23 protein-coding genes are annotated in these 23,864 nt (G+C 40.8%); 6 read left to right on the forward strand and 17 right to left on the reverse strand.

Annotated elements, in window-relative coordinates; genetic code table 11:
* Positions 1–24 precede the first annotated feature (24 nt).
* Both lipA and ESV85_RS16215 read right to left on the reverse strand, forming a co-directional pair.
* Positions 25–903, reverse strand: coding sequence for a lipoyl synthase (gene lipA, locus ESV85_RS16210; protein ID WP_146919428.1), 879 nt, complete (start codon positions 901–903; stop codon positions 25–27).
* Positions 904–957: 54 nt separating this feature from the next.
* Complete coding sequence (locus ESV85_RS16215; protein ID WP_146919430.1) at positions 958–1,686, reverse strand: hypothetical protein; 729 nt, start codon at positions 1,684–1,686, stop codon at positions 958–960.
* Positions 1,687–1,756: 70 nt separating this feature from the next.
* Here ESV85_RS16215 and ESV85_RS16220 point away from each other — a divergent pair, with 70 nt between their 5' ends.
* Together ESV85_RS16220 and sdaAA are read left to right on the forward strand one after the other, a co-directional pair.
* Entirely contained in the window at positions 1,757–2,161 is a 405-nt protein-coding gene (locus ESV85_RS16220; protein WP_146919431.1) for an OsmC family protein, read from the forward strand.
* 151 nt (positions 2,162–2,312) lie between these two features.
* Positions 2,313–3,221: an L-serine ammonia-lyase, iron-sulfur-dependent, subunit alpha gene (gene sdaAA, locus ESV85_RS16225; protein ID WP_146919433.1), complete on the forward strand. Its 909-nt coding sequence runs from the start codon at positions 2,313–2,315 to the stop codon at positions 3,219–3,221.
* Here the strand turns inward: sdaAA and ESV85_RS16230 are convergent.
* From ESV85_RS16230 to ESV85_RS16285, 12 genes are all read right to left on the reverse strand, one after another.
* Entirely contained in the window at positions 3,210–3,671 is a 462-nt protein-coding gene (locus ESV85_RS16230) for a hypothetical protein (protein ID WP_146919435.1), read from the reverse strand. The genes sdaAA and ESV85_RS16230 overlap by 12 nt on opposite strands.
* Positions 3,668–4,606, reverse strand: coding sequence for a calcium/sodium antiporter (locus ESV85_RS16235; RefSeq protein ID WP_146919437.1), 939 nt, complete (start codon positions 4,604–4,606; stop codon positions 3,668–3,670). The genes ESV85_RS16230 and ESV85_RS16235 overlap by 4 nt, the downstream gene beginning before the upstream one ends.
* A gap of 7 nt (positions 4,607–4,613) precedes the next feature.
* Positions 4,614–5,258, reverse strand: coding sequence for a uracil phosphoribosyltransferase (gene upp / locus ESV85_RS16240; RefSeq protein WP_146919439.1), 645 nt, complete (start codon positions 5,256–5,258; stop codon positions 4,614–4,616).
* Between the two features lie 120 nt (positions 5,259–5,378).
* Positions 5,379–6,689 (reverse strand): ABC transporter permease, encoded by a 1,311-nt coding sequence (locus tag ESV85_RS16245; RefSeq protein WP_146919441.1) that lies wholly within the window; start codon positions 6,687–6,689, stop codon positions 5,379–5,381.
* Positions 6,682–7,575 carry an ABC transporter ATP-binding protein gene (locus ESV85_RS16250; protein ID WP_146919443.1) on the reverse strand — a complete coding sequence of 298 codons (894 nt, stop codon included), beginning with the start codon at positions 7,573–7,575 and terminating at the stop codon, positions 6,682–6,684. Before ESV85_RS16250 ends, ESV85_RS16245 begins: the two co-directional genes overlap by 8 nt.
* A 17-nt stretch (positions 7,576–7,592) precedes the next feature.
* Entirely contained in the window at positions 7,593–8,480 is an 888-nt protein-coding gene (locus tag ESV85_RS16255; protein WP_223276026.1) for a hypothetical protein, read from the reverse strand.
* 80 nt (positions 8,481–8,560) lie between these two features.
* Entirely contained in the window at positions 8,561–9,679 is a 1,119-nt protein-coding gene (dnaJ, locus tag ESV85_RS16260; RefSeq protein ID WP_146919445.1) for a molecular chaperone DnaJ, read from the reverse strand.
* Positions 9,680–9,683: 4 nt separating this feature from the next.
* On the reverse strand, positions 9,684–10,256 hold the full coding sequence (locus tag ESV85_RS16265) for a nucleotide exchange factor GrpE (RefSeq protein WP_146919447.1): 573 nt from the start codon (positions 10,254–10,256) through the stop codon (positions 9,684–9,686).
* 77 nt (positions 10,257–10,333) lie between these two features.
* Positions 10,334–11,329: a GTPase ObgE gene (gene obgE, locus ESV85_RS16270; RefSeq protein WP_146919449.1), complete on the reverse strand. Its 996-nt coding sequence runs from the start codon at positions 11,327–11,329 to the stop codon at positions 10,334–10,336.
* A 74-nt stretch (positions 11,330–11,403) separates the two neighbouring features.
* Entirely contained in the window at positions 11,404–11,976 is a 573-nt protein-coding gene (locus ESV85_RS16275) for an adenylate kinase (protein ID WP_146919451.1), read from the reverse strand.
* A 15-nt stretch (positions 11,977–11,991) separates the two neighbouring features.
* Positions 11,992–12,528 (reverse strand): hypoxanthine phosphoribosyltransferase, encoded by a 537-nt coding sequence (gene hpt, locus ESV85_RS16280; RefSeq protein WP_146919453.1) that lies wholly within the window; start codon positions 12,526–12,528, stop codon positions 11,992–11,994.
* A 9-nt stretch (positions 12,529–12,537) separates the two neighbouring features.
* Positions 12,538–13,446 carry an aminopeptidase gene (locus ESV85_RS16285; RefSeq protein ID WP_146919455.1) on the reverse strand — a complete coding sequence of 303 codons (909 nt, stop codon included), beginning with the start codon at positions 13,444–13,446 and terminating at the stop codon, positions 12,538–12,540.
* 171 nt (positions 13,447–13,617) lie between these two features.
* On the opposite strand from ESV85_RS16285, the gene ESV85_RS16290 reads away from it, so the two are divergent.
* A complete protein-coding gene (locus ESV85_RS16290) occupies positions 13,618–14,904 on the forward strand; it encodes an OmpA family protein (RefSeq protein WP_146919457.1) in 1,287 nt (428 codons plus the stop codon).
* Between the two features lie 771 nt (positions 14,905–15,675).
* On the opposite strand, the gene ESV85_RS16295 is transcribed toward ESV85_RS16290, so the two are convergent.
* From ESV85_RS16295 to ESV85_RS16305, 3 genes are read right to left on the reverse strand one after another with little or no spacing between them, the layout of a single operon-like run.
* Positions 15,676–16,425, reverse strand: coding sequence for a succinate dehydrogenase/fumarate reductase iron-sulfur subunit (locus tag ESV85_RS16295; RefSeq protein WP_146919459.1), 750 nt, complete (start codon positions 16,423–16,425; stop codon positions 15,676–15,678).
* A 27-nt stretch (positions 16,426–16,452) separates the two neighbouring features.
* Entirely contained in the window at positions 16,453–18,387 is a 1,935-nt protein-coding gene (locus ESV85_RS16300; RefSeq protein WP_146919461.1) for a fumarate reductase/succinate dehydrogenase flavoprotein subunit, read from the reverse strand.
* Positions 18,388–18,400: 13 nt separating this feature from the next.
* Positions 18,401–19,081, reverse strand: coding sequence for a succinate dehydrogenase cytochrome b subunit (locus ESV85_RS16305; protein WP_146919463.1), 681 nt, complete (start codon positions 19,079–19,081; stop codon positions 18,401–18,403).
* Positions 19,082–19,383: 302 nt separating this feature from the next.
* Between ESV85_RS16305 and ESV85_RS16310 the strand changes: the two genes are divergently transcribed.
* The 3 genes from ESV85_RS16310 (at position 19,384) to fabD (ending at position 23,546) form a co-directional block, all read left to right on the forward strand.
* Positions 19,384–22,164, forward strand: a complete 2,781-nt coding sequence (locus ESV85_RS16310) for a gliding motility-associated C-terminal domain-containing protein (protein WP_146919465.1) — start codon at positions 19,384–19,386, stop codon at positions 22,162–22,164.
* Entirely contained in the window at positions 22,161–22,604 is a 444-nt protein-coding gene (locus tag ESV85_RS16315; protein ID WP_146919466.1) for a thiol-disulfide oxidoreductase DCC family protein, read from the forward strand. Before ESV85_RS16310 ends, ESV85_RS16315 begins: the two co-directional genes overlap by 4 nt.
* 66 nt (positions 22,605–22,670) lie before the next feature.
* Positions 22,671–23,546 carry an ACP S-malonyltransferase gene (fabD, locus tag ESV85_RS16320; protein WP_146919468.1) on the forward strand — a complete coding sequence of 292 codons (876 nt, stop codon included), beginning with the start codon at positions 22,671–22,673 and terminating at the stop codon, positions 23,544–23,546.
* Positions 23,547–23,864 lie beyond the last annotated feature (318 nt).

Raw genomic sequence — 23,864 nt, forward strand, 5'->3', positions numbered from 1 at the left:
TTAAATTTTCACGAGCTGACAAATTTATACGTTCACGTGTCTCTCTGCATGGTAAGATGATCTCACCAACGGACCAGACTCTACGTATTTCAATCCTCTTGCCAGACCTTCTTCTCTGTATTCTGCAAAAAGATCTGGATGTATAAACTCAGCAACTTCTATGTGCATTTTGGTAGGCTGAAGGTATTGTCCCAGCGTCAGGATATCACAGCCATGCTCTACTAGGTCATCCATCGCTTTTAATACTTCTTCTTTTTTCTCTCCGAGACCTAGCATCATACCAGTTTTAGTTCTTTTACCAAACTCCTTGGTCAATTTGGTCTGTTCCAATGAGCGGGCGTATTTTGCTTGTGGGCGAACTCTTCTATAAAGACTTTCCACTGTTTCCATATTATGAGAAACAACTTCCTGACCAGCACTGATCATTCGATATAATGCATCCCAATTTGATTTCACATCTGGAATAAGTGTTTCGATAGTAGTCTCAGGAGAAAGCTCTTTAGTCTGAACGACCGTTTGATACCATATTTCAGCACCTTTATCTTTCAGCTCATCTCGATTCACAGAAGTCAAAACAGCATGTTTTACTCCCATGAGTTTTATAGCCTCGGCTACTCTTCTAGGTTCGTCAGTATCATACTCCGGCGGTCGGCCAGTCGCTACTGCACAAAATGAGCAGGAACGCGTACATACATTTCCTAAAATCATAAAGGTAGCAGTGCCAGCACCCCAGCATTCGCCCATATTTGGGCAATTGCCGCTTTCACAGATAGTATGAAGCTTATGCTCGTCTACTAACTTGCGGACTTTGGCGTATTCTTTTCCTACCGGGAGTTTCACTCTAAGCCAATCAGGCTTTTTTCTTCGAGTTGCTTCTTCGGTAATAACAGGTAATTCTATCATTGATTTCTGATTTGATACAAAGGTAACTCAGCAAAGGGCAAAACCCAAGTTGACCTACTGTCTGAACCCGTAGAAAAACGTGAAGTACGCGGACTGGAACAACTGTCGATTTTCTGTAGTCGGGATCAAAGGGATTTCTTTGGTGAAACCTTCAAGCATGTATCCAAGTTCCAATCCCATTGCATTAGAGCGAAAAACTCCAAATTCAAAGGATAGTGCGGCTTTAAGATTTGCACCGATAGCAAACTCTGATTGTCCTATACCTTCGAAAAGCCTTCCAGTGCCCAAAATATTAAACCGGCTTTGATGAATCTCCGGATTGTATTGCTCTCGTACCGTTTCTACTCGGTTCAGGGCATATTCTATATAATAAGGAGCGATTATACCAAAAGATGGCCCGATCGCCGCAAGTGCAGAAACCTGTACACCTTGATTGGGAGCTTTTTTGAAAAGAATTATTTCACGCCCGTATTGCGGCCTGATGGAATAGAGGTAATTCGACTTTCCAAAAATATAGCTGTTGCCGAGCACTGTATTGTAGCGGATTTCCTTTGGGTTTTTGACATTGGAAAATTCCACAGCCCAAAAACTAAATTGGGTGTCGTCAATTCGTGTTCCTGCTTTGAATACAAGACCTCCTATCAGTCCCCCGTTAGTGTTTTTGTTGCCGCCAAACATATATTCCTTATCGTAATCATAGTTGCCGATATCTTCTCTCTGGGCAAAAGATTCAATGGAAAAGGAAAGTAAAAGAAGAGGTAAAATGAATTTCAGCTTGGTCATTCGAATTGGTCAAAAATATAGCCCTATTTTTGGGTGTTAGTATTTTAACTGATTTTAAAAATAAGAGTTTATGCCCACTATAAAAAGTTCATATTTAGGGAATTTGAGAACCGAGTCTGAGCACTTGCAATCAAGCGTGAAAATACTGACTGATGCTCCCATAGATAATAACGGAAAAGGAGAAGCTTTTTCTCCGACTGATCTGGTAGCTAGTGCTTTAGGAAGTTGCATGATTACCATTATGGGAATCGTGGCTAATCGTGATTCAGTTTCATTGGAAGGATTAACTTGGGAAGTGACGAAAATAATGCAGTCATCGCCACGAAAAATAAGTGAAATCATTATTGATTTTCACTGGGATAGTCCGAGTAGTGATCCGGCGATGATCCAAAAATTAAAAAATTCAGCTAGGACTTGTCCTGTAGCATTAAGCTTGGATCCAGAGATTAAGCAGACACTGAATTTCAATTTCTAAATGAAACAGTACAGGACAATGGAAATCTAGAATTTGTCAGACCCTATCGAGGATGCTACATCTGTCTTCGCTCTTCCAACCTTCAAACTAAAGAAATTAAGTTTGCTGGCGTTATTTAGAACAAATGTAAAAGTATATAAACCCATCTATTATGAGCTATTTATTTGAATCCTTCAAGGACTGGAAAAGCTATTGTGAAGAGAAAAATCTATCCTTACCTGAGTCTGTCATCGAATATGAAGTAGATCAAAAAAACGGAACTGATGATAAGATTAAAGCTGGTCTTCTTCAGGCTTATGGCGTGATGAAAGATGCAGTGAAGACTGGACTGGAAGAAGAAATGACCTCTCGCTCGGGGATGATTAACAATGGAGCCAAGAAAGTATTTAACCATCCACTTTCTGTCCTCTCTCCAGAATTTCAAAAGCTGATCTCACGGGCACTGGCTGCCAAAGAAGTTAATTCCTGCATGGGTAGAGTGGTAGCAGCACCTACAGCGGGTGCAAGCGGCATCCTACCAGGAACGTTAGTTACGCTTCAAGAAATTCATGGATTAAGTGATGAGCAAATAGTTGAAGGGCTCCTTGTAGGTGCTGGGATTGCTTTGATAATTGAAGAAAAAGCAAGCTTAGCCGGAGCTGTAGGGGGATGTCAAGCTGAAACAGGTTCAGCAGCAGCTATGGCTTCAGGTGCTATTGTATATTGCTTGGGTGGAAATACTGATCAGATTTTCAATGCGGTGGCAATTACGATACAGTGCATGCTAGGACTAGTATGTGATCCTGTAGCTGGATTAGTGGAAGTGCCTTGTGTAGTGCGAAATGCAAGTGCAGCTGCTATTGCTTTTAGCTCGGCTCAGATAGCTTTGGCAAATGTTAGCGCCGTGATCCCTGTAGATGAATGTATAGACGCAATGGGTGAAGTAGGCGCATCTATGGAAAGTAGATACAAGGAAACAGCTATGGGTGGATTAGCAGCTACATTGACTGGTCAGTCCATCGCTGAGCGGATTCTGATAAAAGATATAGAAATCTTACCTGACGAAGAGTTAGAGGAATAGGTTTTTAATAAAGGGAACTGCTAACAGATGATCTATACTCAAACTAAAAACCACCGCCCAAAGGCAGGCACTCCAAAACATATGTAAATAAATGTGTCTTTTTTTGACGCCAAATGAAACCATTATTAGTGTCCCTCCGATTGGAGTAAGAAGCATTGGTGTAAAGAATGCGATACCGATTTCACCGTATTTTCCCCAAAGCTGAACTATCCTCCTATTCTTCTTTGAGAATACAAGTTTCGGTTTTGTAGAGATTTTTTCATCAAAAAGATTCTTGAGTCTAGTTCCTATTAATGTGAAAATAACTACGCTGGTCATCATTCCTGCAACAGTCACTAACACATTTTCCCATACGCTATACCCAGCTGCTGATCCTAAAATTGGCCCAGCAAGAAACTTGAACCAACATAGAAAGTAGATTCCCAATAATGTAAGAATAGATTCCATCATAATAGGAAGAACAAGTAGGCAAAGTAACTTAGCAAGAGCAGAGAACCTTCAACTTTTGAAACTCGCATCTTCGTACGCATCAACACGAATAGAAAGAGAGTAATTCCAAGCATCCATAAGAAATCAAAATCAATAAATGCTTGCGACACGCCAATCGGCTTAATGATCGCCGTAATACCTATAATAGATAGAATATTCATGATATTACTGCCTAGAATATTACCTAACGCTAAATCCGTTCGCTTCGATAAGGCTGCAATAATAGAGGTGATAAGTTCGGGTAAGCTTGTCCCAATGGCAATAATGGTCACTCCAATTATGCGCTCCGAAACTCCGAACTCTCTGGATATTTTCACGGCGTTATTGACTAATAGTTCAGATCCAAGGTACAAACCTATTACCCCACCTATAAACAAGGCAATGGATGCAAACCAAGAGTAGTTTTTCACCTGCTCTATTTCCTCTTCTACTTCCGTATTATCAACTAGATCTGCTCCCGGGCTTTTAAAAAGGTAGATGTTAAATGCAATGAATAATCCTAAAAGCAGGATGCCTTCCCAAAATCCGATGAGCCCATTGTAGCTTAAGCCGTAGAAAAGAATGGACACCAGCAACGTAACCAAATAGTCAAATCGGATATGCGTTTTTCGGATTAGGATGGGATAAAATATCCCGCTAATTCCTAGTACCAAAGCAATATTGGCAATATTGGATCCAATCACATTTCCAATAGAAATATCACTATTTCCCTTGAGTGCGGCATTTACACTTACTAAAAGCTCTGGTGCAGATGTACCAAAAGCTACCACAGTCATCCCGATTAGTCCAGCACTCATCCCCAGCTTTACTGCCATTGCGGAAGCGCCGTCTACAAGAATTTTACCTCCGTAAAGTAAAATGACCAAACCAAGAAATAATAGGAAATAAGGTAGCATGTAGTAATTAAAGTTTTGGGCCAAAAGCAAGATCTCCAGCATCGCCTAATCCAGGGACAATGTAGGATTGGTGATTCAATTTCTCGTCAATAGCTCCAAGCCAAAGCGAATAGGAGCACGAGATATTTTTACTGAGGTATTCTATGCCCTCAGGAGCTGCAATTACTGCAGCAATGTGAATGTGTTTTGGTGTACCGTAAGAAAGAATAGATTGAATCGATTCTACTAGAGATTTACCAGTAGCAAGCATTGGGTCAGCAAGAATGATTATTCTGCCCTCTACGCTTGGACTAGCGTGATAGCCCAATTGCACAGTGATTTCTCCTGCCTGACTCTCATCTCTAAAAGCACCAATAAATCCACTATCTGCCTGATCGAAATAGCTTAAAAAACCATTGTAAAACGGCAATGATGCCCTCATCACAGAAATGATTACAGGTTGCTCTATTGGATTCAGTGCAGACGAGGTGGTAAGGGGAGTATCTATTACTTCCGAGCAATATTCAAATGACTTGGATATTTCATAAGCCATTATTTCGCCCATCCGCTCTAAGTTTCTTCGAAAGCGCATTCTATCATTTTGAATGCGGACGTCTCTCATTTCTCGCAGGAAGCGATTGGCTAGTGATGGTGTATCAGATAGAACAAACATGCTGCGAAGATAAAATAAAAACTCGGGCTGATAGCCCAGATTATATGGTCAATAATTCATAGGCTTCAATCGAAGCTGTTTTCTGTGCAGCTTTTGACAAAGCCAGGTATGCCTGAATGATCAATTATTGGTTTTGATCCATTTCCAAAGCGTCTTGTAACTTGGCTTAGTTCCATGCATGAGAATCCCGATTCTGTAGATTTTCCCAGCTACCCAGGTTGTAAATAGAAAACCCGCAATCAATAACCCCATTGAAAGCATAAGTTCCCAAAATGGCACACCGTAGCTGACCCTTCCCATCATAGCAATTGGAGAAGTCAACGGAACGACTGAAAGCCAAAATGAGGTAGTACTATTTGGGTCATTCAGAACAAACACAAACAAGCCCATGTAGGCAACGATCAAAGGAATAGTCACTGGCAACATAAACTGCTGCGCATCTGAAGGAGCATCTACCGCAGATCCAATTGCTGCAAACAAGGCTCCGTATAGTAAATATCCTCCCAAGAAGTAAAAGACAAAACTTAAGACAATCTGAATGTAGTTGATACCTGAAAGCACTTGAAGAATCTCACCCATGTCAGTGTTTTGGGCTAACCCTTGAGCCAATTCAGGATTGGCCATTTCCATAGCTTGCTGCTGTGGCATCTGCATTCCGAGGAACCCAGTAACGATGGTGGTAAGGGTACCAATTAGTACAATCCAAATCAAAAGTTGCGTGAGTCCTACTCCAGCGATCCCAATAATTTTGCCAAGCATCAGCTGAAATGGCTTAAGTGAGGAAACTAAAATCTCTACGATTCTACTGGACTTTTCCTCAATGACCCCTTGCATAATCTGATTTCCATAGATGAAAATAAACATGTAGATCAGTATACCTGCCACAAAGCCTATCGCATAGTTCACTGTGGCATCGCTCACCGTCTCCGTTCCTTCATCATCCATTGTGATGGACTTAATCGCAACTTTCGTTCGGACGTCGTTGATGATTTTGGGATCAATCCCGCTTTCAAACAGTCGTTGCTCTTCGATTTTCTTTCGCAGATTGTTCTCCAAATAGCTAATCAAACTCATACTTGGATTCTCTTCTCCGTAGAATGAAATCCCAACAGGGTCTTTTATATCAAATTCCGGAATGTGCAGAAAACCATAGCGGCTCCCTTCCTGTACCAGGGTCTTCGCTTCTTCGGGACTTGCATCTGAAAAGGAAAACGCATATTGCTCCGAGCTCTCTAGGAAAAACAATTTATTGTCATCTACTACTTCAATAATTCGTAGAGCCTGATTATCCTCCTCCTCTAAAGCTATCCACACGAAAACTCCCATGATCGCCGGGAAAATTAATGGCGTTAATAAAGTAACGAGTAAAAAAGATTTCTTTTTGACACGTGATACATACTCACGCTGAATAACTAACCAGATCTTATCCATTTTCTGTTGACTTTACCTGGTGAATGAAAATTTCTTCCATGCTTGGGATAAGCTCCTGAAATTTGCTCACTTGTCCATACTGCATTAATTCATTTAGAAGATCATTGGGCTTTTTCCCACTTAAAGGAAGTGTGAAATTGTAGCTTCCTTCATCTTCTTTGGATATCCACTCAGCTGGCAAGTCTCTCCTGAGATGATCTAATGTGACCGAATATACCTCCGGGCGATAAGTGGATTTAAGCTTTTTGATGGTGCCATCCAGAATTTTCTTGGAGCGATTGATCATCGCTACCTGATCACAAAGGAGCTCAACAGACTCCATCCTATGAGTACTTAGGATTACTGTTGTTCCTTTTGCTTTGAGTTCTAAAATCTCATTTTTGATAATCTCAGCATTTACAGGGTCAAAGCCCGAAAATGGTTCATCGAGAATCAAAAGAGGAGGATTATGAATAATGGTAGAAATAAACTGGACTTTCTGCGCCATTCCTTTGGAGAGATCTTCGATCTTCTTGTCTTTCCAGGTTTCCATTTCAAGTTTTTCCAGCCAGTATTTGATCTTCATCTTGGCTTCCTGCGGACTTAACCCTTTGAGTCTGGCAAAATAAAACATCTGATCCCAGACTTTCATCTTCTTATAAAGCCCACGCTCTTCTGGTAGATATCCTATCAATCCAATATGCTTCGGCGCTAGAAGCTCTCCACCTATGTAGACTTTACCACTATCTCCATCGATAATCTGATTGATAATTCGGATCAAGGTAGTCTTACCTGCACCATTTGGACCAAGAAGTCCAAACACCACTCCTTCGGACACATTCAAATCTACATCCGTTAGTGCTTTATTGGCTCCGTAGGATTTATTAAGCTTTTCTATTTTTAGCATGATTCAAAAAATTGGGATTATTCTACAACTAATGAACCGACTCCCACATCAATGATCAATTCCATTAATCTCGGATCATTGGCATTGTAGCCTTTAGTGACATAGGTCCCTTTCTCTAACGGTTTTAAATATTTCGGCAAGGTAGTTTTACACATCGCCGTTGTTCTCATTTTTATTTTAATGGGAAATGAATCCGAAGGTAGCTTTAAATGAAGTGAACCTGCACCTACGGCAGCTATCACTTGACTGCCATTTGGCATTCCTTCAGAGAAAGCCAAATCAATCTTGCCATAATTCACCTCAAAAATCATCTTTTTAGCATTCGTGAAATTGGCATTTTCAATCACCACTGTCCCCATATTTAAGGTGACTAGCAGCGTATCCATCTGGACTTGGTTAGGAGAATTACTTCCATAATGAATAGTCACATCGGCACTGGCACTTTTCACCTTAAGCTGATTAATAGTCAAATTAGCCAAGTCAAAATCTGACTTGCCCATTCCCAGATTAAAATCAAGATGATAAAGGTAATTAGTGCTCAGGCTAACATTCCAGCTGTGATCAAAATCATCAGAAGATCCTGAAAAAAGTTTTGAAGTGATACTTTTTCCTAAATTTTCAGACTCCACGTTCTTATGAATCAGAGATGTCTGAAGAATATTATTTGATATTTTCTGAGAAAAAATTGGAAGGATATTAATTTGATCAAGATGTCCATGAATATAGACAGGGTCGGAAGATTTGGTTTTCCTCAGTTGAGTGCTACTCTTATAGGTAGTAAACTCAAGAGCAACCATATCAAAACCTTCTTTTTCTGTCGCTTTGAACTCTTTGACAAGTTGCGCCTTACTCACAGCTACCCCTCCAATCATCATCAGAAAAAGCAGACACAATTTTCTAAGCATACGGTAAGGTTACGAGGCGACTTTAAAAAGGTTTTTTAAAAATATAAAAAAAGCCAGAATTGCATCTGGCTTTTTTTGTTTTAAAAGAACTCTTTCATCTTATCGAAGAATGATTTTTCGCTATTACCTGGATCAGGTTTGAAATTATCTGAATCCTTTAGATTTTCCAGTGTTTCTTTTTCCTCTCTTGACAAATGTGTAGGTATCCATACATTTACCATGATAAGTTGATCTCCTTTGGAATATCCATTGATATCCTTGATCCCTTTACCTTTCAAGCGGAGCATCTTACCGCTTTGGGTTCCCTGATCAATTTTTATCTTAACTTTTCCTTCTATAGTAGGCACTTCTACCGAAGCTCCAAGAGCTGCGTCTATAAAGGAAACATATAGATCATATATTACATTATTACCATCGCGCTGAAGGACCTTGTCCTCAATTTCTTCAATAACAATAAGTAAATCACCTGCGATCCCACCTGGTATTTCATTTCCCTTTCCAGACATACTTAGCTGCATTCCTTCAGCTACTCCTCCTGGGATATTGATAGAAATTACTTCCTCTTTAATTATAAGACCTCTAGCGTCTGCATCTGCCGGTTTTTTATCAACGATTTGACCACTTCCACCACAAACTCCACATGTGCTTGCTGAAACCATTTGGCCAAGCATGGTATTGACCACCTTCTTCACTTGTCCGGCTCCTTGGCACGTAGAACAAGACTTAAATGTAACTCCGTCTGCTATCAAATGGCGCTTCACTTTTATCTTCTTTTCTACACCATTTGCAATCTCTGCAAGGGTCATTTTCATCTTCACCCGAAGATTTGTTCCTTTTTTGGTACGTCGGCCTCCTCCGCCTCCGCCGAAAAATGATCCAAATCCACCACCTCCGCCGCCTCCGCCGAAAATATCGCCGAACTGGGAGAAGATATCATCCATGTTCATTCCGCCGCTGCCATATCCTCCAGCACCGCCTACACCTTGATGACCGAATTGATCGTAACGTTGTTTTTTCTCTGGATTGCTTAGTACCTCGTATGCTTCCGCAGCCTCTTTGAATTTATCTTCAGCTTCAGGATTATCAGGATTTTTATCTGGGTGAAACTGAATCGCCAGTTTCCTGTAAGCTTTTTTTATTTCATCTGTTGAAGCCGATTTATTTACTCCAAGTACTTCGTAATAATCTCTTTTAGCCATAATCTTATGCTCCTATCACTACTTTTGCGTAGCGTACTACTTTATCTCCTAAGACATAACCTTTTTCGATTACGTCTACTACTTTACCTTTTAATTTTTCGTTTGGGGCAGGAATCTGTGTGATTGCCTCTTGAGTTTCAGCATCGAAAGGTTTTCCAACAAGGTCGTCCATTGGCTTTAAACCCTTAGATTCAAGAATTTTTACCAACTTATGAAAAATAAGTAGGTTGCCTTCTCTCACTTTTGATCCTTCTACTTCACTATCACTAGCTTTCAAAGCACGCTCGAAGTCATCGACTACTGGAATCAACTCCCTCAACATATCTTCCGATGCTGTGGTGATTAAATCCAAACGCTCCTTTGCTGTTCTTTTTCTATAATTCTCAAAATCTGAGTATAGTCGAAGATATTTATCTTTCAGATCAGCTACTTCGTATTCCAGCTTATTCTCATCTGAAGCAGTTTGAGGCTCTACGCCTTCGAATTCCATTTCTGAAGAGACGTTTTCAACTGATTCTTCATTTATATTTTCGTCCTTAAGATTCATTTCTTGATCCACTTGTTCGTTATTATTCATAATTGAAATAGACAATAATTGGAGCTATGGGGTTATCAATATTGTTGCCATTGCACTTTCTCTGACAAACTGACACCTTAACCTTCGTGAATAGCCTGCCAGATTAGATCTTTGAGTCTGTCAAGATTGTACTGAGAGACAGATGAAATGAAAACGTGAGGAATTCCTTTAGGTACTTCTTTCTCCATTTCTTTCACCAGCTCTTCGTCCAGCATGTCTGCCTTGGATATAGCTAAGAGTCTTCGTTTGTCCAGAAGCTCTGGATTATATTTCTCTAGTTCCCCAAGAAGAATTTTGTATTGCTCTGCGATATCCGGTGCGTCGGCAGGTACCATGAAAAGTAAAATCGAGTTTCGCTCTATATGACGAAGGAACCGAATACCAAGACCTTTTCCTTCTGCTGCTCCTTCAATAATCCCAGGGATATCAGCCATCACAAAGGATTGATCGCCATGATAGCCGACTACGCCAAGATTTGGAACCAACGTAGTAAATGGATAATCTCCTATCTCGGGTCTAGCTGCAGATATAGAGGAAAGCAAGGTTGACTTACCTGCATTAGGGAATCCTACTAACCCAACGTCAGCAAGAAGCTTCAACTCCAAGATGATCCACTCTTCTATACCTTCTTCACCAGGTTGTGAATAATGCGGAGCTTGGTTGGTCGAAGTCTTGAAGTGGTCATTTCCTAAACCGCCTCTTCCACCTTTGGTCAGAATTATTTCCTGCCCATCTTCAGTGATTTCAAATCGCTTTTCTCCGGTCTCTGCATCCTTTGCGATAGTTCCGAGAGGTACTTCTAGGATCATGTCTTTCCCATCCGCTCCAGTTCTTCTCCCGCCTTCTCCGCTTTTACCAGCCTCAGCGATTACATGCTTTTTATATTTCAGATGGAGCAAAGTCCACACTTGGGTAGTGCCTCTTACTATAATATGTCCACCTCTTCCGCCATCACCTCCGTCGGGACCACCTTTTGGGACATGCTTTTCTCTTCGAAAATGAGTCGACCCAGGTCCACCTGCGCCTGATCGGGAGCAGAACTTAACGTAATCTATGAAATTTGAATCAGCCATTTTTTGATAAAGAAAAAGGCTAAGCTTAAAAGCCTAGCCAAATATGAATTGCAAAATTAGGAAAATAAAGGGAATCAGTAGCTATCAATCACCGAAGTGATGTCATTGAATATTTGGTTGATTTCTCCTACACCATTGATTTTCTGAAGTTTGCTTTGCGAAGCATAGTAGTCTGCTACAGGAAGAGTCTCATCTAAGTACACTTTAATACGTGTATTGATTTTCTCATCATCCTGATCATCCACACGATTAGATGTTTTACCTCTTTCCTTAATTCTTACTCTTAAAACCTCTTCAGGCACATCTAACGCAATCATTCCATTGATTTCAAGTTTGTGATGAGAAAGCATTTCGTCCAAAGCTTCTGCTTGGGCAGTAGTACGTGGAAATCCGTCAAAAATAAATCCGCGCGCGTCCTTAGTTTCATTGATTTTATCCTCGACCATGCCTATTACTACTTCATCAGGCACCAATCGTCCCTCATTCATGTACTTTTTCGCGAGCTGGCCAAGTTCCGTTCCTTCGCCAAGATGCTTTCTGAAAAGATCCCCTGTAGATAAGTGCGTAAGTCCGTATTTCTCTATAAGTTTTTCACTTTGAGTGCCTTTGCCTGCACCCGGAGGGCCAAATAATACAATATTATACATTCGTAAGTCTATTATTTAAGGAGTACTGAGTTGATAAATATCGGGAAGATTCCTACCCAAACCATCGTAATCAAGGCCGTAACCGACCACAAATTTATTGGGAATTTCAAAACCGACATAATCTAACGCGTAATTAAAACGAAAAGCATCAGGTTTATGCAGTAATGTTACGATGGAAAGTTTGGCTGGATTGAATTCAGAAAGTGCCTTTAACAAATAATCCATGCTGATTCCTGTGTCTACTATATCTTCCACGATAAGGACATTTTTGCCTTCAATTTTTTCTTCTAAGCCCAATATAGACCGGACCTCCCCAGTAGTTCCCATACCCGAATAGCTGCTAACCTTTACAAAAGAGGTGGAAAGAGGTAAGTCAATATATCTACAGAGGTCAGCCATGAATACAAATGATCCATTCAAAATCCCAAGTACAACTAACTCCTCTCCTCCAAAGTCTCGCGTGATTGCTTTCCCAAGCTGGGAATTACGTTGATTAATTTTCTCAGAAGTGAGAAATATTTCAAATTCTTTATCTTTTACTAAAATATTCATTCTCAATTATTAGAGTTTTTCCATTAAATATGGATAAATCTTAAGCATAGCCTCCAAATCAACTAAGGAAACCTTTTCGTCAGGCGTGTGGACATTCTCCTCAGCCGCACCGATAAAACACCAATCAATCGCATAAGGGGAAAACTGAACCTCTCTACCATCACTGCCACCGTACTCTTCTACCTCAAGCTGATAAGGAATCCCACTATCGCTCACAAGGTCAATGATTCTATCAATAAACTTCTTTCTCGGGATAAATTTATCCCGAATAGAGATCACAACTCCATTATGGAACTGCACTCCCTCAGTAATCCATGTGATGTCTGCTATCAATGCCTGCTTAATAGGAGAAGTTTCTTGAATAAATTTGAGCAAAAACGGCATGCTTCCGCCCCCATGTTCCTCAAATGTGGAAAAAATCACCCAACCATCGGTAATAGTTTCGCAAAGCTTTAAGGCCGTATATACTCCCAATCTATTATCTAAATAGGCTGCCTGTATATATTCTTCATCAATTCTGATGTTTTGAGCAAAAGAAAGTCGAGTTCCAGGAGCAATTCCCCGAGGAAAATCATGAGTAATGTCATTTTCTTGACCTTTTAATTTACATGATATCTCGCCTAGAGAATCTCTTCCCTCTAGAATAGTACCTTCAATTATTTCAGGACCTCCGACGCTAATTAACTGATTATTATACCTTGACATGAAACCAATGGTGTCGATGTGCGCAAAAACCGCAGTTCTAGGCACTCCGAATTTCAATAAAATACAATCATGAAAATCTTCACCAGAATAGATTTCAGGCAAAACATTCCAATAATTCTTTCGTTGGTCTATATATTGTAAAAGAAAATCTGATGTTTCAGACTCATCACCCGAAACACTATTTTGTTTGAGGATTTCGAATAGAAATTTCATTTTGGCATAAATTATGTTAATATTTCATCGATAAATTTGAACAAAGACAGGAATTATTTATTTCCCGGAATTGGGTTTAAAATAATTCAGCTAGATTTGTAGTAAATTAAAAGTTAATAAATTTGTATTCACATCAATCAACACTTAAAATTTGAACAAAAATTTTTTGTTATGAAAAAACTAATACTATCTACCCTAATGGCAGGAGCTTTGGCATTTGGAGCCAACGCCCAAGAATTCGACAAGTGGTCACTTGAAGTAAACGGCGGTTTTAACAAACCAATGGCTCCTTTGACCCCTGGATTTCTTTCGCCTTCCCTTAACCTTGGTCACATTGACTTTGGTGCTCGTTACATGTTCAATGAAAAATTCGGTGTCAAAGTAGACTACGGTTTTGGTTCTTTTAAAGAAGCTGAAAACGGAAACCCTTCGACTGGTACTTTTAGTACAAAATACAACCGATTAGATCTTCAAGGTGTTGCAAACATTGGTCGTATCATGAATTTTGAATCTTTTACAAGATCATTTGGATTGTTACTTCATGGTGGAGCAGGCATTGGCCAAGTTAAGCCTGAAGAAAATCTTCATGCAGGATTCAAAGATGATGTTTACACTTTAATCTTTGGAGTTACTCCTCAATTGAAGTTGGGTAAAGGAGTTGCACTTGTAGGTGACATCTCTACTATCCTAAACGGTCGTCAGACTGTTGCATTTGATGGCGCTTCAGCAATCACTGCTCAGTCAAACAATGGCTTCTACGGAGCTAATGGAACTTGGTGGACTGGAACTCTTGGAGTTCAGTTTTACTTAGGTAAAAATGAGGAGCATGCTGATTGGTTCATCGCAGCTGATAAATATGCTACTAAAGAAGAGCTTGCTACTCAGATCAACGGTATCAAAGATATGTTGAAAGATTCTGACGGTGATGGCGTTCCTGATTACTTGGACAAAGAGCCTAATACTCCAGCTGGAGCTAGAGTAAACTCTTCAGGTATGACTTTGGATTCTGACGGTGACGGAACTCCTGATCACATGGACAAGTGTCCATTCCTTCCTGGCCCAGTATCTACAAATGGATGTCCAGTTGAGGAAGTACAAGAGCAAGTTGATTTCTTCAAGAAAGCAATCAATGACGGTTACGTAAACGTATACTACGCATTCGATAGCGCTAAGCCGCTTGGATACTCTACTAGCGCTGCAAACTATGTATCTAACTTCTTGAAAAAGAATCCAGGAGTAAGTGTTGAGATTAAAGGTTATGCTGACGAAATCGGCCCTGAAGATTACAACATGAAGCTTTCTGAAAAAAGAGCTAAAGCAGTTTATGACATCATAGTTGCTTCTGGAGTTGATGCTTCTAGACTATCTTACAAAGGATACGGTGAAGACACTAGCGTTGATAAATCTTCTGCTGACGCAAGACAATTGGCTAGAAGAGCTAGCTTCGAAGTGAAGTAATTCACCCCGATATATTACATTAAAAAAAGAGCTCGATATTCTATCGAGCTCTTTTTTATTGCTCTCACTGTCCTTACTTATAAGGTTTGAGCATAAAATCGTCCCCTCCCTTTAGGAATAAGTCCAAATACCGCCTTTCATCCATTTGGCATGTTCTCCTATGTAAAACTGTCTTACCTGATAAATATTCAACTCACATAGTCTGACCGTTACTATTATACTCATGATCGATGCTGGACTTTACGAATAAGACAACATAGACCAAATGAACAAGAACGCTAACATTATTCAAGGTGTAGAAAGATCTAGTGTAATTCGGTCTAAAATTGCCTTAAACAAAATTTTTATCACCCAGAAAAATTGTGGCAGTATATATCATTGCAAAAATAATTGATGCCTTGAAAAGTCTATTTACATTGTTGTCTGACGTCACATGATTGCCAATTACATAGAGAATGTCCACAATTGTGTATATTCTTCATCTATCTAGACAGACTAGATATTCTTAACCTTTTGAACTTGACCAGCTATTCAATATCCTTAACCAATAAATAAATCGTCATAAAAGTCGAATCAAACCTTATTTCAACTAAATAATTATCTAAATCATCTAGACTTCCTTCAACCTCAGATTGAGGCCACTAAAAAATAAAACTTGCTTATACCACTAAATAAGAGGGATATATAAAATACCAACTCCTTTTTTTCAACTAAAACCAAAAAAAGCCGACTCTCGTCGGCTTTTTCATTCTTTATGAATTTCTGATTCAATTATACATTCTCGCTCTTTAGAGAAGCAGAGAAGTACTCTCTGTTCATTCGAGCGATGTTCGTCAGGCTAATTCCCTTAGGACATTCTGCTTCGCAGGCACCGGTGTTGGTACAGGCTCCGAAGCCTTCCTCGTCCATCTGAGCGACCATATTCTCTGCTCTGGACATTCTTTCCACTTGACCTTGTGGAAGCATTGCCAGCTGAGAGATTTTCGCAGAGGTGAAAAGCATCGCAGAAGCATTCTTACACGCTGCCACACAAGCTCCACAACCTATACACGTAGCCGAATCAAAGGCTTCATCAGCGACTCTCTTTGGTATAGGAATCTCATTTGCATCTGGTACGCCACCTGTATTCACATTCACGTATCCGCCCGCTTGGATGATTCTGTCAAATGCTCCACGATCTACAACCAAGTCTTTTACCACTGGAAAAGCTTTTGCTCTCCAAGGCTCGATCGTGATAGTATCTCCATCAGAGAACGAACGCATGTGAAGCTGACAAGTAGTCGTCTGCTTCGGACCATGTGGATGGCCATTGATATACAGGGAGCACATGCCACAGATACCTTCGCGGCAATCGTGATCAAAATGTACCGGGTCTTGTCCTTTTATAGCAAGTTCCTCATTCAAGACATCCATCATTTCTAGGAATGACATGTCAGCGGAAATTCCATCTATAGGATAGGTGACAAAACCGCCTTTATCGCTGGCGTTCTTCTGTCTCCATATTTTTAATGTCAGTTTCATATATAATTATGAATTAAAGTCTTGAATTTATTTGTAGGATCTCTGAGTCAACTTCACGTTTTCGAACACGAGCGGCTCCTTATGCAATTCCTCAGGGGAATTTTCTGCCATAAATTTCCAAGCTGCTACATAAGCAAAGTTCTCATCATCTCTGAGCGCTTCTCCTTCCGGAGTTTGAGATTCTGTCCTGAAGTGTCCACCACAAGACTCATTTCTGTTCAGTGCGTCGTCCACCATCAATTCACCAAGTTCTAAGAAATCAGCTACTCGACTTGCTTTCTCCAAAGTCTGGTTCAATTCTTCATTTGCACCAAGCACTTTCACATCTCTCCAGAACTCTTTTCTAAGCTCCTGAATCATGCCTTTAGCTTTGGTCAAACCCTCAGCGTCTCTAGCCATACCACAGTAGTTCCACATGATATGTCCAAGTGCTTTATGGAAGTGATCTACAGTCTTGGTACCGTTGATGCTCAATAACTTTTGGATTGCATCCTTCACTCCTTTTTCTGCTTTGGCAAATTCAGGATGATTGGCATCTACTGGAGCGGGACCTATCTGTGCTAAATAATCACCGATAGTATATGGAACTACGAAGTAACCATCTGCCAAACCTTGCATCAAAGCAGAAGCTCCCAATCTGTTTGCTCCGTGATCTGAGAAGTTCGCCTCTCCCAAGGAATAAAGCCCGGGAACTGTAGTAGACAAGTTATAATCAACCCAAAGTCCACCCATAGTGTAATGAACAGCAGGATAAATCTTCATTGGGGTTTGGTAAGGATTCTCACCGGTGATCTGCTGATACATGTCAAACAAGTTGCCGTATCTCGCGCGGATCGCGTCTTCGCTGTCACGATTGATGGCATCACGGAAGTCAAGGAAAACAGCTTCGCCAGTTTCGTTTACACCTTTACCTTCATCACAAACGTCCTTCGCATTTCTGGAAGCCACATCACGTGGTACAAGGTTACCGAAAGATGGATACTTTCTCTCCAAGTAATAATCTCTTTCTTCTTCCTTAATATCCTTTGGCTTGATTTCTCCTTTACGAAGTTTTTCAGCCATCTCCTTCGTGCTTGGTACCCAAACACGCCCATCGTTTCTTAGTGACTCAGACATCAAGGTCAACTTGGACTGATGATCTCCAGAAACTGGAATACAAGTAGGGTGAATCTGCGTGTAGCAAGGATTGGCGAAGTAAGCACCTTTCTTATGCGCTCTCCAAGCTGCAGTTACATTCGATCCCATCGCATTGGTAGATAGGAAAAATACGTTTCCGTAACCACCAGTACAAAGTAGCACTGCATGAGCAGCGTGAGTTTCGATAGCGCCAGTGATCAAATTTCTAGTCACAATACCTCTTGCATGACCGTCGATAGTTACGACGTCCATCATTTCAGTACGAGGATAAAGTTTCACTTTACCATTGGCAACCTGACGGCTCAAAGCTGAATAAGCTCCTAAAAGCAACTGCTGTCCCGTTTGGCCCCTAGCGTAGAAAGTTCTGGATACCTGCGCTCCACCGAAAGAACGGTTGGCAAGCAATCCACCATATTCTCTGGCAAAAGGTACACCCTGCGCCACACACTGGTCAATGATATTTACAGAAACTTCTGCAAGACGGTACACATTCGATTCACGGGAACGATAATCTCCACCTTTGATGGTATCGTAGAAAAGTCTGTAAACCGAGTCACCGTCATTTTGATAGTTTTTAGCAGCGTTGATCCCGCCTTGTGCAGCGATAGAGTGCGCACGACGAGGGCTATCCTGGAAGCAAAAAGCTTTCACTTTATAGCCCAATTCTGCAAGAGAAGCAGCAGCAGAGGCTCCGGCAAGACCGGTACCCACTACGATCACTTCGTATTTTCTTTTGTTTGCCGGGTTCACCAGCTTACTGTTAAACTTATGTTTAGTCCACTTTTCGGCTAAAGGTCCGATTGGGGATTTTGAATCTAGTATCATAGGGGACTATTGATTAGCTCTGTGTGAAATAGATATAAACTGGCATGCTGGCAAATAGTATCGGAACTACTATGCAGTAGATTTTTCCGATTACTTCAATTGCTGGCGAGTATTTCGCATGATTCAAACCTAAGGTCTGGAATGCGCTTGCAAATCCATGAGAAAGGTGGAATCCCAAGAAAGCCATTGCTATTACATATCCGATTACCATCAGTTCATTCTGGAAAGCAAAAGCCACAATGCTGAACAAATCCTTGTATTCTACACCATCATAAGTCACGAAAGGAACTTCTCCCCAGTGCATCTGATACCAGAAAGTCTGCATGTGTATCACGATGAAGATCAAAATGATCGTGCCCAAAATACCCATGTTGCGGGAAGATACAGTCGTAGAAGGCGGAGTAGATACGCCATATCCTATCGGACGTGCAGCTTTGTTTCTTCTGGAAAGCCAGATAGAAAAGATCACGTGACCGATAATGGAAATGTAAGTAAGGTAAGAAAGCAATTTTACCGCAGGGTTAGTAGTCATGAAATGAGCATAAATATTAAATGCTTCACCACCATCACTCTTAAACAACTGCAAGTTTCCTGCAACGTGACCTGTCAAAAACAGGATCAGGAAAAGCCCGGTCAAAGCCATGATCAATTTCCTGCCTATTGTGCTACTCAAGGTTTTTGTAACCCAGCTCATACAATTTTTGCGATTAGATTAAAACGAAATCTTTGATTAATTGTGCCAAATTTACGTTTGGAACAACTAGCAAACAATCCATTCAAAAACACTTCTCTTATTTTAATCAGTTCTAAATAGACTTTAATCTTTGAAGAATTTGCTGGCTGTATAACTATATGAAGAGATTTAATGTTTGATTTTGCGGAGATTTTCTCCTTACTTCCCTTTATTTAGTAATAGGAAGAAAATCATGTACAAAATCTTTATTATCGATAAATACGTACATTCTTTTTTCACTGTAATCAAAGACCTTGATCAATATGAAGCTTAAAATAACACTGGGATTTTTTTTACTCTTCCTGCTAGCAGGAATTTCAGAAGTTTGGGCAACGCATATTCGGGCTGGTGAAATCATCGCCGAGCGGGTTTCAGTTCAAAACCTTACTTATAAAATCACAGTCGTAGGGTATACAGATACTCGATCAAATGTGATTTTTGGGCCAGGAGAAATCAATTTTGGAGATGGGAGAATTGTAGATGGTCTGAATACTGAAAGTGATTTCAATACAGTAATAAGTTTGGGTAATCAAATTGAGAAAAACATCTTCGTGATTTCTCACACGTTTCAGGGACCTGGAACTTACACGATCAGATTTCAGGAATTCAACAGAAATGATAGAACGCTGAATATGGATAATTCAGTAGACACGCCGTTTTATGTAGAAACCACTATTACAATTGACCCATTTATTGGAGTAAATAACTCTCCAGTCCTGACAATCCCACCAGTTGACAATGGCGCTATAAACGTAAGATACATTCATAACCCTGGCGCTTTTGATCCAGATGGCGATAGTTTGGCTTATTCAATGGACATTCCTAAGCAGCAGTTTCAACGTCCAGTTAATAACTATAGAAGCCCTGCTTCTCCAGAGTTCAGTTTCAAACAAGAAGATGGTAGCACGCCGGCATTTTTGACATTGAATCCAATTACCGGAGATTTGATTTGGGATGCACCTGGTACCGCAGGGCAGTTTAATGTGGCATTTAGAATCAATGAATATCGGAAGCTAGATGGAAAATGGGTGCTCATAGGCTACGTAGTCCGGGATATGCAAATCATTATTGAAAACTCGAATAACAGAAGACCAGAGTTGATTTTGCCCCCAGATCTTTGTGTGGTGGCAGGTACTAAAATAGAAGAAATCATCCAAGGTCAAGACCCAGACGGAGACCCTATCAAAATAGAGGTCTTTGGCGAACCTATAGAAATAACCACATCTCCTGCTAGCTATAGCCCTAAAAGCACTTACCAGCCAACTCCCGGCATCGTAAACTTCGATTGGCAAACAGTCTGTAACCACGTGCGAGCAAGGGAATATGAGGTTCGGGTAAGGATCTCAGATCAACCTAGCTCAGGGCCTTCATTAGTTGATATTAAAACTTGGCGTATCAAAGTAGTAGGCCCACCACCTGTCTTCGATCAAATAGAGCAAATGCCAGGCAGAACGGTAGAGCTGAATTGGGATCCATACGTATGTGCGAACTCAGCTAGTGAAATGCAAATCTGGAGGAGGATCAATTCTGATCCTTATCAGCCTGACAGCTGTGAAACTGGAATCCGTGCTGGTTATGAATTGATCGGAACCACCAATATGCAAACGCTAAATTTCTTAGATGTAAATGGTGGAGATGGATTAGCTCCAGGCAATACGTACTGCTATAGACTGGTGGCAGCATATCCTGAGCCTAGACTTGGCGAAAGCATAGTTTCCGATGAAATCTGCGTCACCATAGACGTGGATGTTCCGATAATTACTAATGTCAGCGTGGAAGAAACTGATCCAACCGCTGGAGAGATATTCGTGAAATGGACACCTCCATATGATATTGATAAAGTTCAGTTCCCAGGACCTTATACTTATGAGCTTTTGCGAAGCACTGGATTCAATGGCGATGCAGGACAAGTCTCACTGGGAGTCACTTCTGACACGCTTTTCACCGACACGGGATTGAACACACAAAGTGTCGTGTACAATTACGAAGTCGTCTTACTTGATAGGAATACAAAAATTGACACCTCCTCTAAAGCTTCTTCAGTCTGGCTCGAACCAACAATTATCAATGAAGCCATTGAGCTGAATTGGGAATTCATCGTTCCTTGGAACAATTCTGTCAGCCAATACAAGCATGAGGTTTATAGAAACAGAACAGATGCAGCAGCAGCTGACGACGCTACCTTTGTGAAAATCGCAGAAGTGGATGTCACCACCAGTGGATTCAAATATTTGGACGACGGTAGTTTCAATGGTGTTCCATTAGAAAAGGAAGTTGAATACTGCTATTACGTGATCACGAAAGGTTCTTACAACGTAGCTGGACTAGTTTATCCTCTGGAAAACAAATCTCAAATCGTGTGCGCTAAGCCTGATGATAATCGCTTGCCATGTCCTCCAGTATTGACTTTCGAAGGCCCAGAATGTTCCGCCTATCTCGCAGAAGTTCCTTGTGGCAATACCACTTACGAACATGAATTAAGCTGGACTCCTGACTTTTCAGGCGAATGTGATGACGAATTAAGTGGGTATAAATTATATTATACTTCGAATGGCGAGGACAGCCAGTTTGAATTGATAGCGACAGTTTCTTCCCTGAATCTCTCTACCACTATACGTGATCTGACCACCTACCGTGGCTGCTATTACATCACTGCGGTAGATAGATCTGGCAATGAGTCTGAGCCGAGCAATATCGTCTGTGTAGAAAATTGTCCTAGCTACAATCTGCCTAATGCATTTACACCGAATGGTGATGGGATAAACGAAACCTATATGGCTTTTGACAATCCATTCTCGATGTGTCCAAGGTTTGTTTTAGGAGTTGATATCTTTATCGTAAACCGTTGGGGAGTGGAAGTATTCTCTTACAATAGTCTTGAATCTTCCGAAAACGACATCTACATCCGATGGGATGGAAGAGACAAAAATGGCAATGATTTACCTGCAGGCACCTATTATTACTCCGGAAATGTAGTATTCGACGTACTCGATCCTGCCAAAAAAGACCAAAGCCTGAAAGGAACGATTCAACTCCTTAGATGACAGAATATAAATCCATCATATTCTTTGATGGGGTTTGCAACCTCTGTAATGCTTCCATTGATTTTGTGATCCAAAGAGATCATAAGGATCACTTCTTAGTGGGAGCATTGCAAGAGGATTTTAGCAAAACAATACTCTCCAATTTTGAGGTTCGAGAAGATTACCTCGACTCTCTTGTTCTTTTGGAAAAGGGTGAAATCTATTACAAAAGCACAGCTGCACTGAAAATAGCCAGAAACCTATCTGGACTATGGCCGGTTTTGTATCCCCTTATTTTTCTACCAAAATTCCTTAGAGATCCTGTTTACAATTGGATTGGCAGTAATCGCTACCGCTGGTTTGGAAAGAAAAGCACCTGTAGACTTCCCACTCCAGCCGAAAAAGCAAAGTTTCTTTCAGCAGAAACCATATCCCAAACAGGGATCAAGCTAAGTTCCTAAAAGCGCAAGTGCAGTATGACTTTGGGAAAAGCCATATATTTGCACCGAACAAAAAAACACTAGTTAATGAAGGCATTTGTTTTTCCGGGCCAAGGCGCCCAATTCCCAGGAATGGGAAAAGCACTTTATGAAGAAAATCCTCAAGCAAAAGAGTTATTTGAGAGAGCTAATGAAATCTTAGGTTTCCGCATCACAGACATCATGTTTGAGGGAACTGCAGAGGAATTAAAGCAAACTAATGTAACCCAACCAGCTGTATTTCTTCATTCCGTGATTTTGGCGAAAACAACTCCAGACTTCGCACCGGATATGGTTGCAGGTCACTCTTTGGGAGAACTTTCTGCTTTGGTTGCCAATGGCACTCTTGCTTTCGAAGATGGATTAAAGTTAGTCTATCAGAGAGCACTTGCGATGCAGGAAGCTTGTGAAATCAATCCCTCTACCATGGCAGCAATCCTAGGACTGGCAGACGAGAAAGTAGAAGAAATCTGCGCTACTTTCACTGAGGAGGTTGTCGTGCCTGCAAACTATAATTGCCCAGGTCAGTTGGTGATTTCTGGTTCGAACAAAGGAATCGAGCTTGCCTGCGAAAAGATGAAAGAAGCTGGAGCCAAGCGAGCTTTACCACTTCCAGTGGGTGGTGCATTTCACTCTCCGCTGATGGAGCCAGCTCGCGAGAAATTGCAGACAGCCATAGAAGCAACGAGCTTCAATACACCTAGCTGCCCTATTTACCAAAATGTAAGCACCACGGCAGTTACCGATGTAGCTGAAATCAAAGCAAACCTAATCGCCCAGCTTACTGCTCCGGTGAAATGGACGCAATCCGTTCAAAACATGGTTGCAGATGGTGCTACTGAGTTTGTAGAATGCGGCCCAGGAAAAGTGCTCCAAGGCTTAGTCAAAAAAATTCATCCTGAAGCTGAGGTTTCTGGGTTGTAACCGCAGAGTGTTTCGCGGAGGAACACAGTGAAAATAAAGTAAAAGCTTGGTTCAAATCTTACGACTTGAACCAAGCTTTTTTTGTTACAGATTTGAGATAAATGAATGCCGTTTGCTCATAAGCTAAACCTTGGCCCAACTAATTTTACCAAAAATTAGCCTAGACGGAGCAATTAGATTCTTTAAACTTTTATGTGGCTAAGGGCTGAAAGCCCTAAATACCTAAGCCCAGCTCGGTAGGACTGGGTAAAAAATAGAACTCTAGTGCAAAGCTCTGAAAGAGCGAAATCTTAGTTTCGTTTAGTACTAATTGATTAT

The organism is Algoriphagus aquimarinus (genome assembly GCF_007997215.1).
GTDB classification, from domain to species: domain Bacteria; phylum Bacteroidota; class Bacteroidia; order Cytophagales; family Cyclobacteriaceae; genus Algoriphagus; species Algoriphagus aquimarinus_A.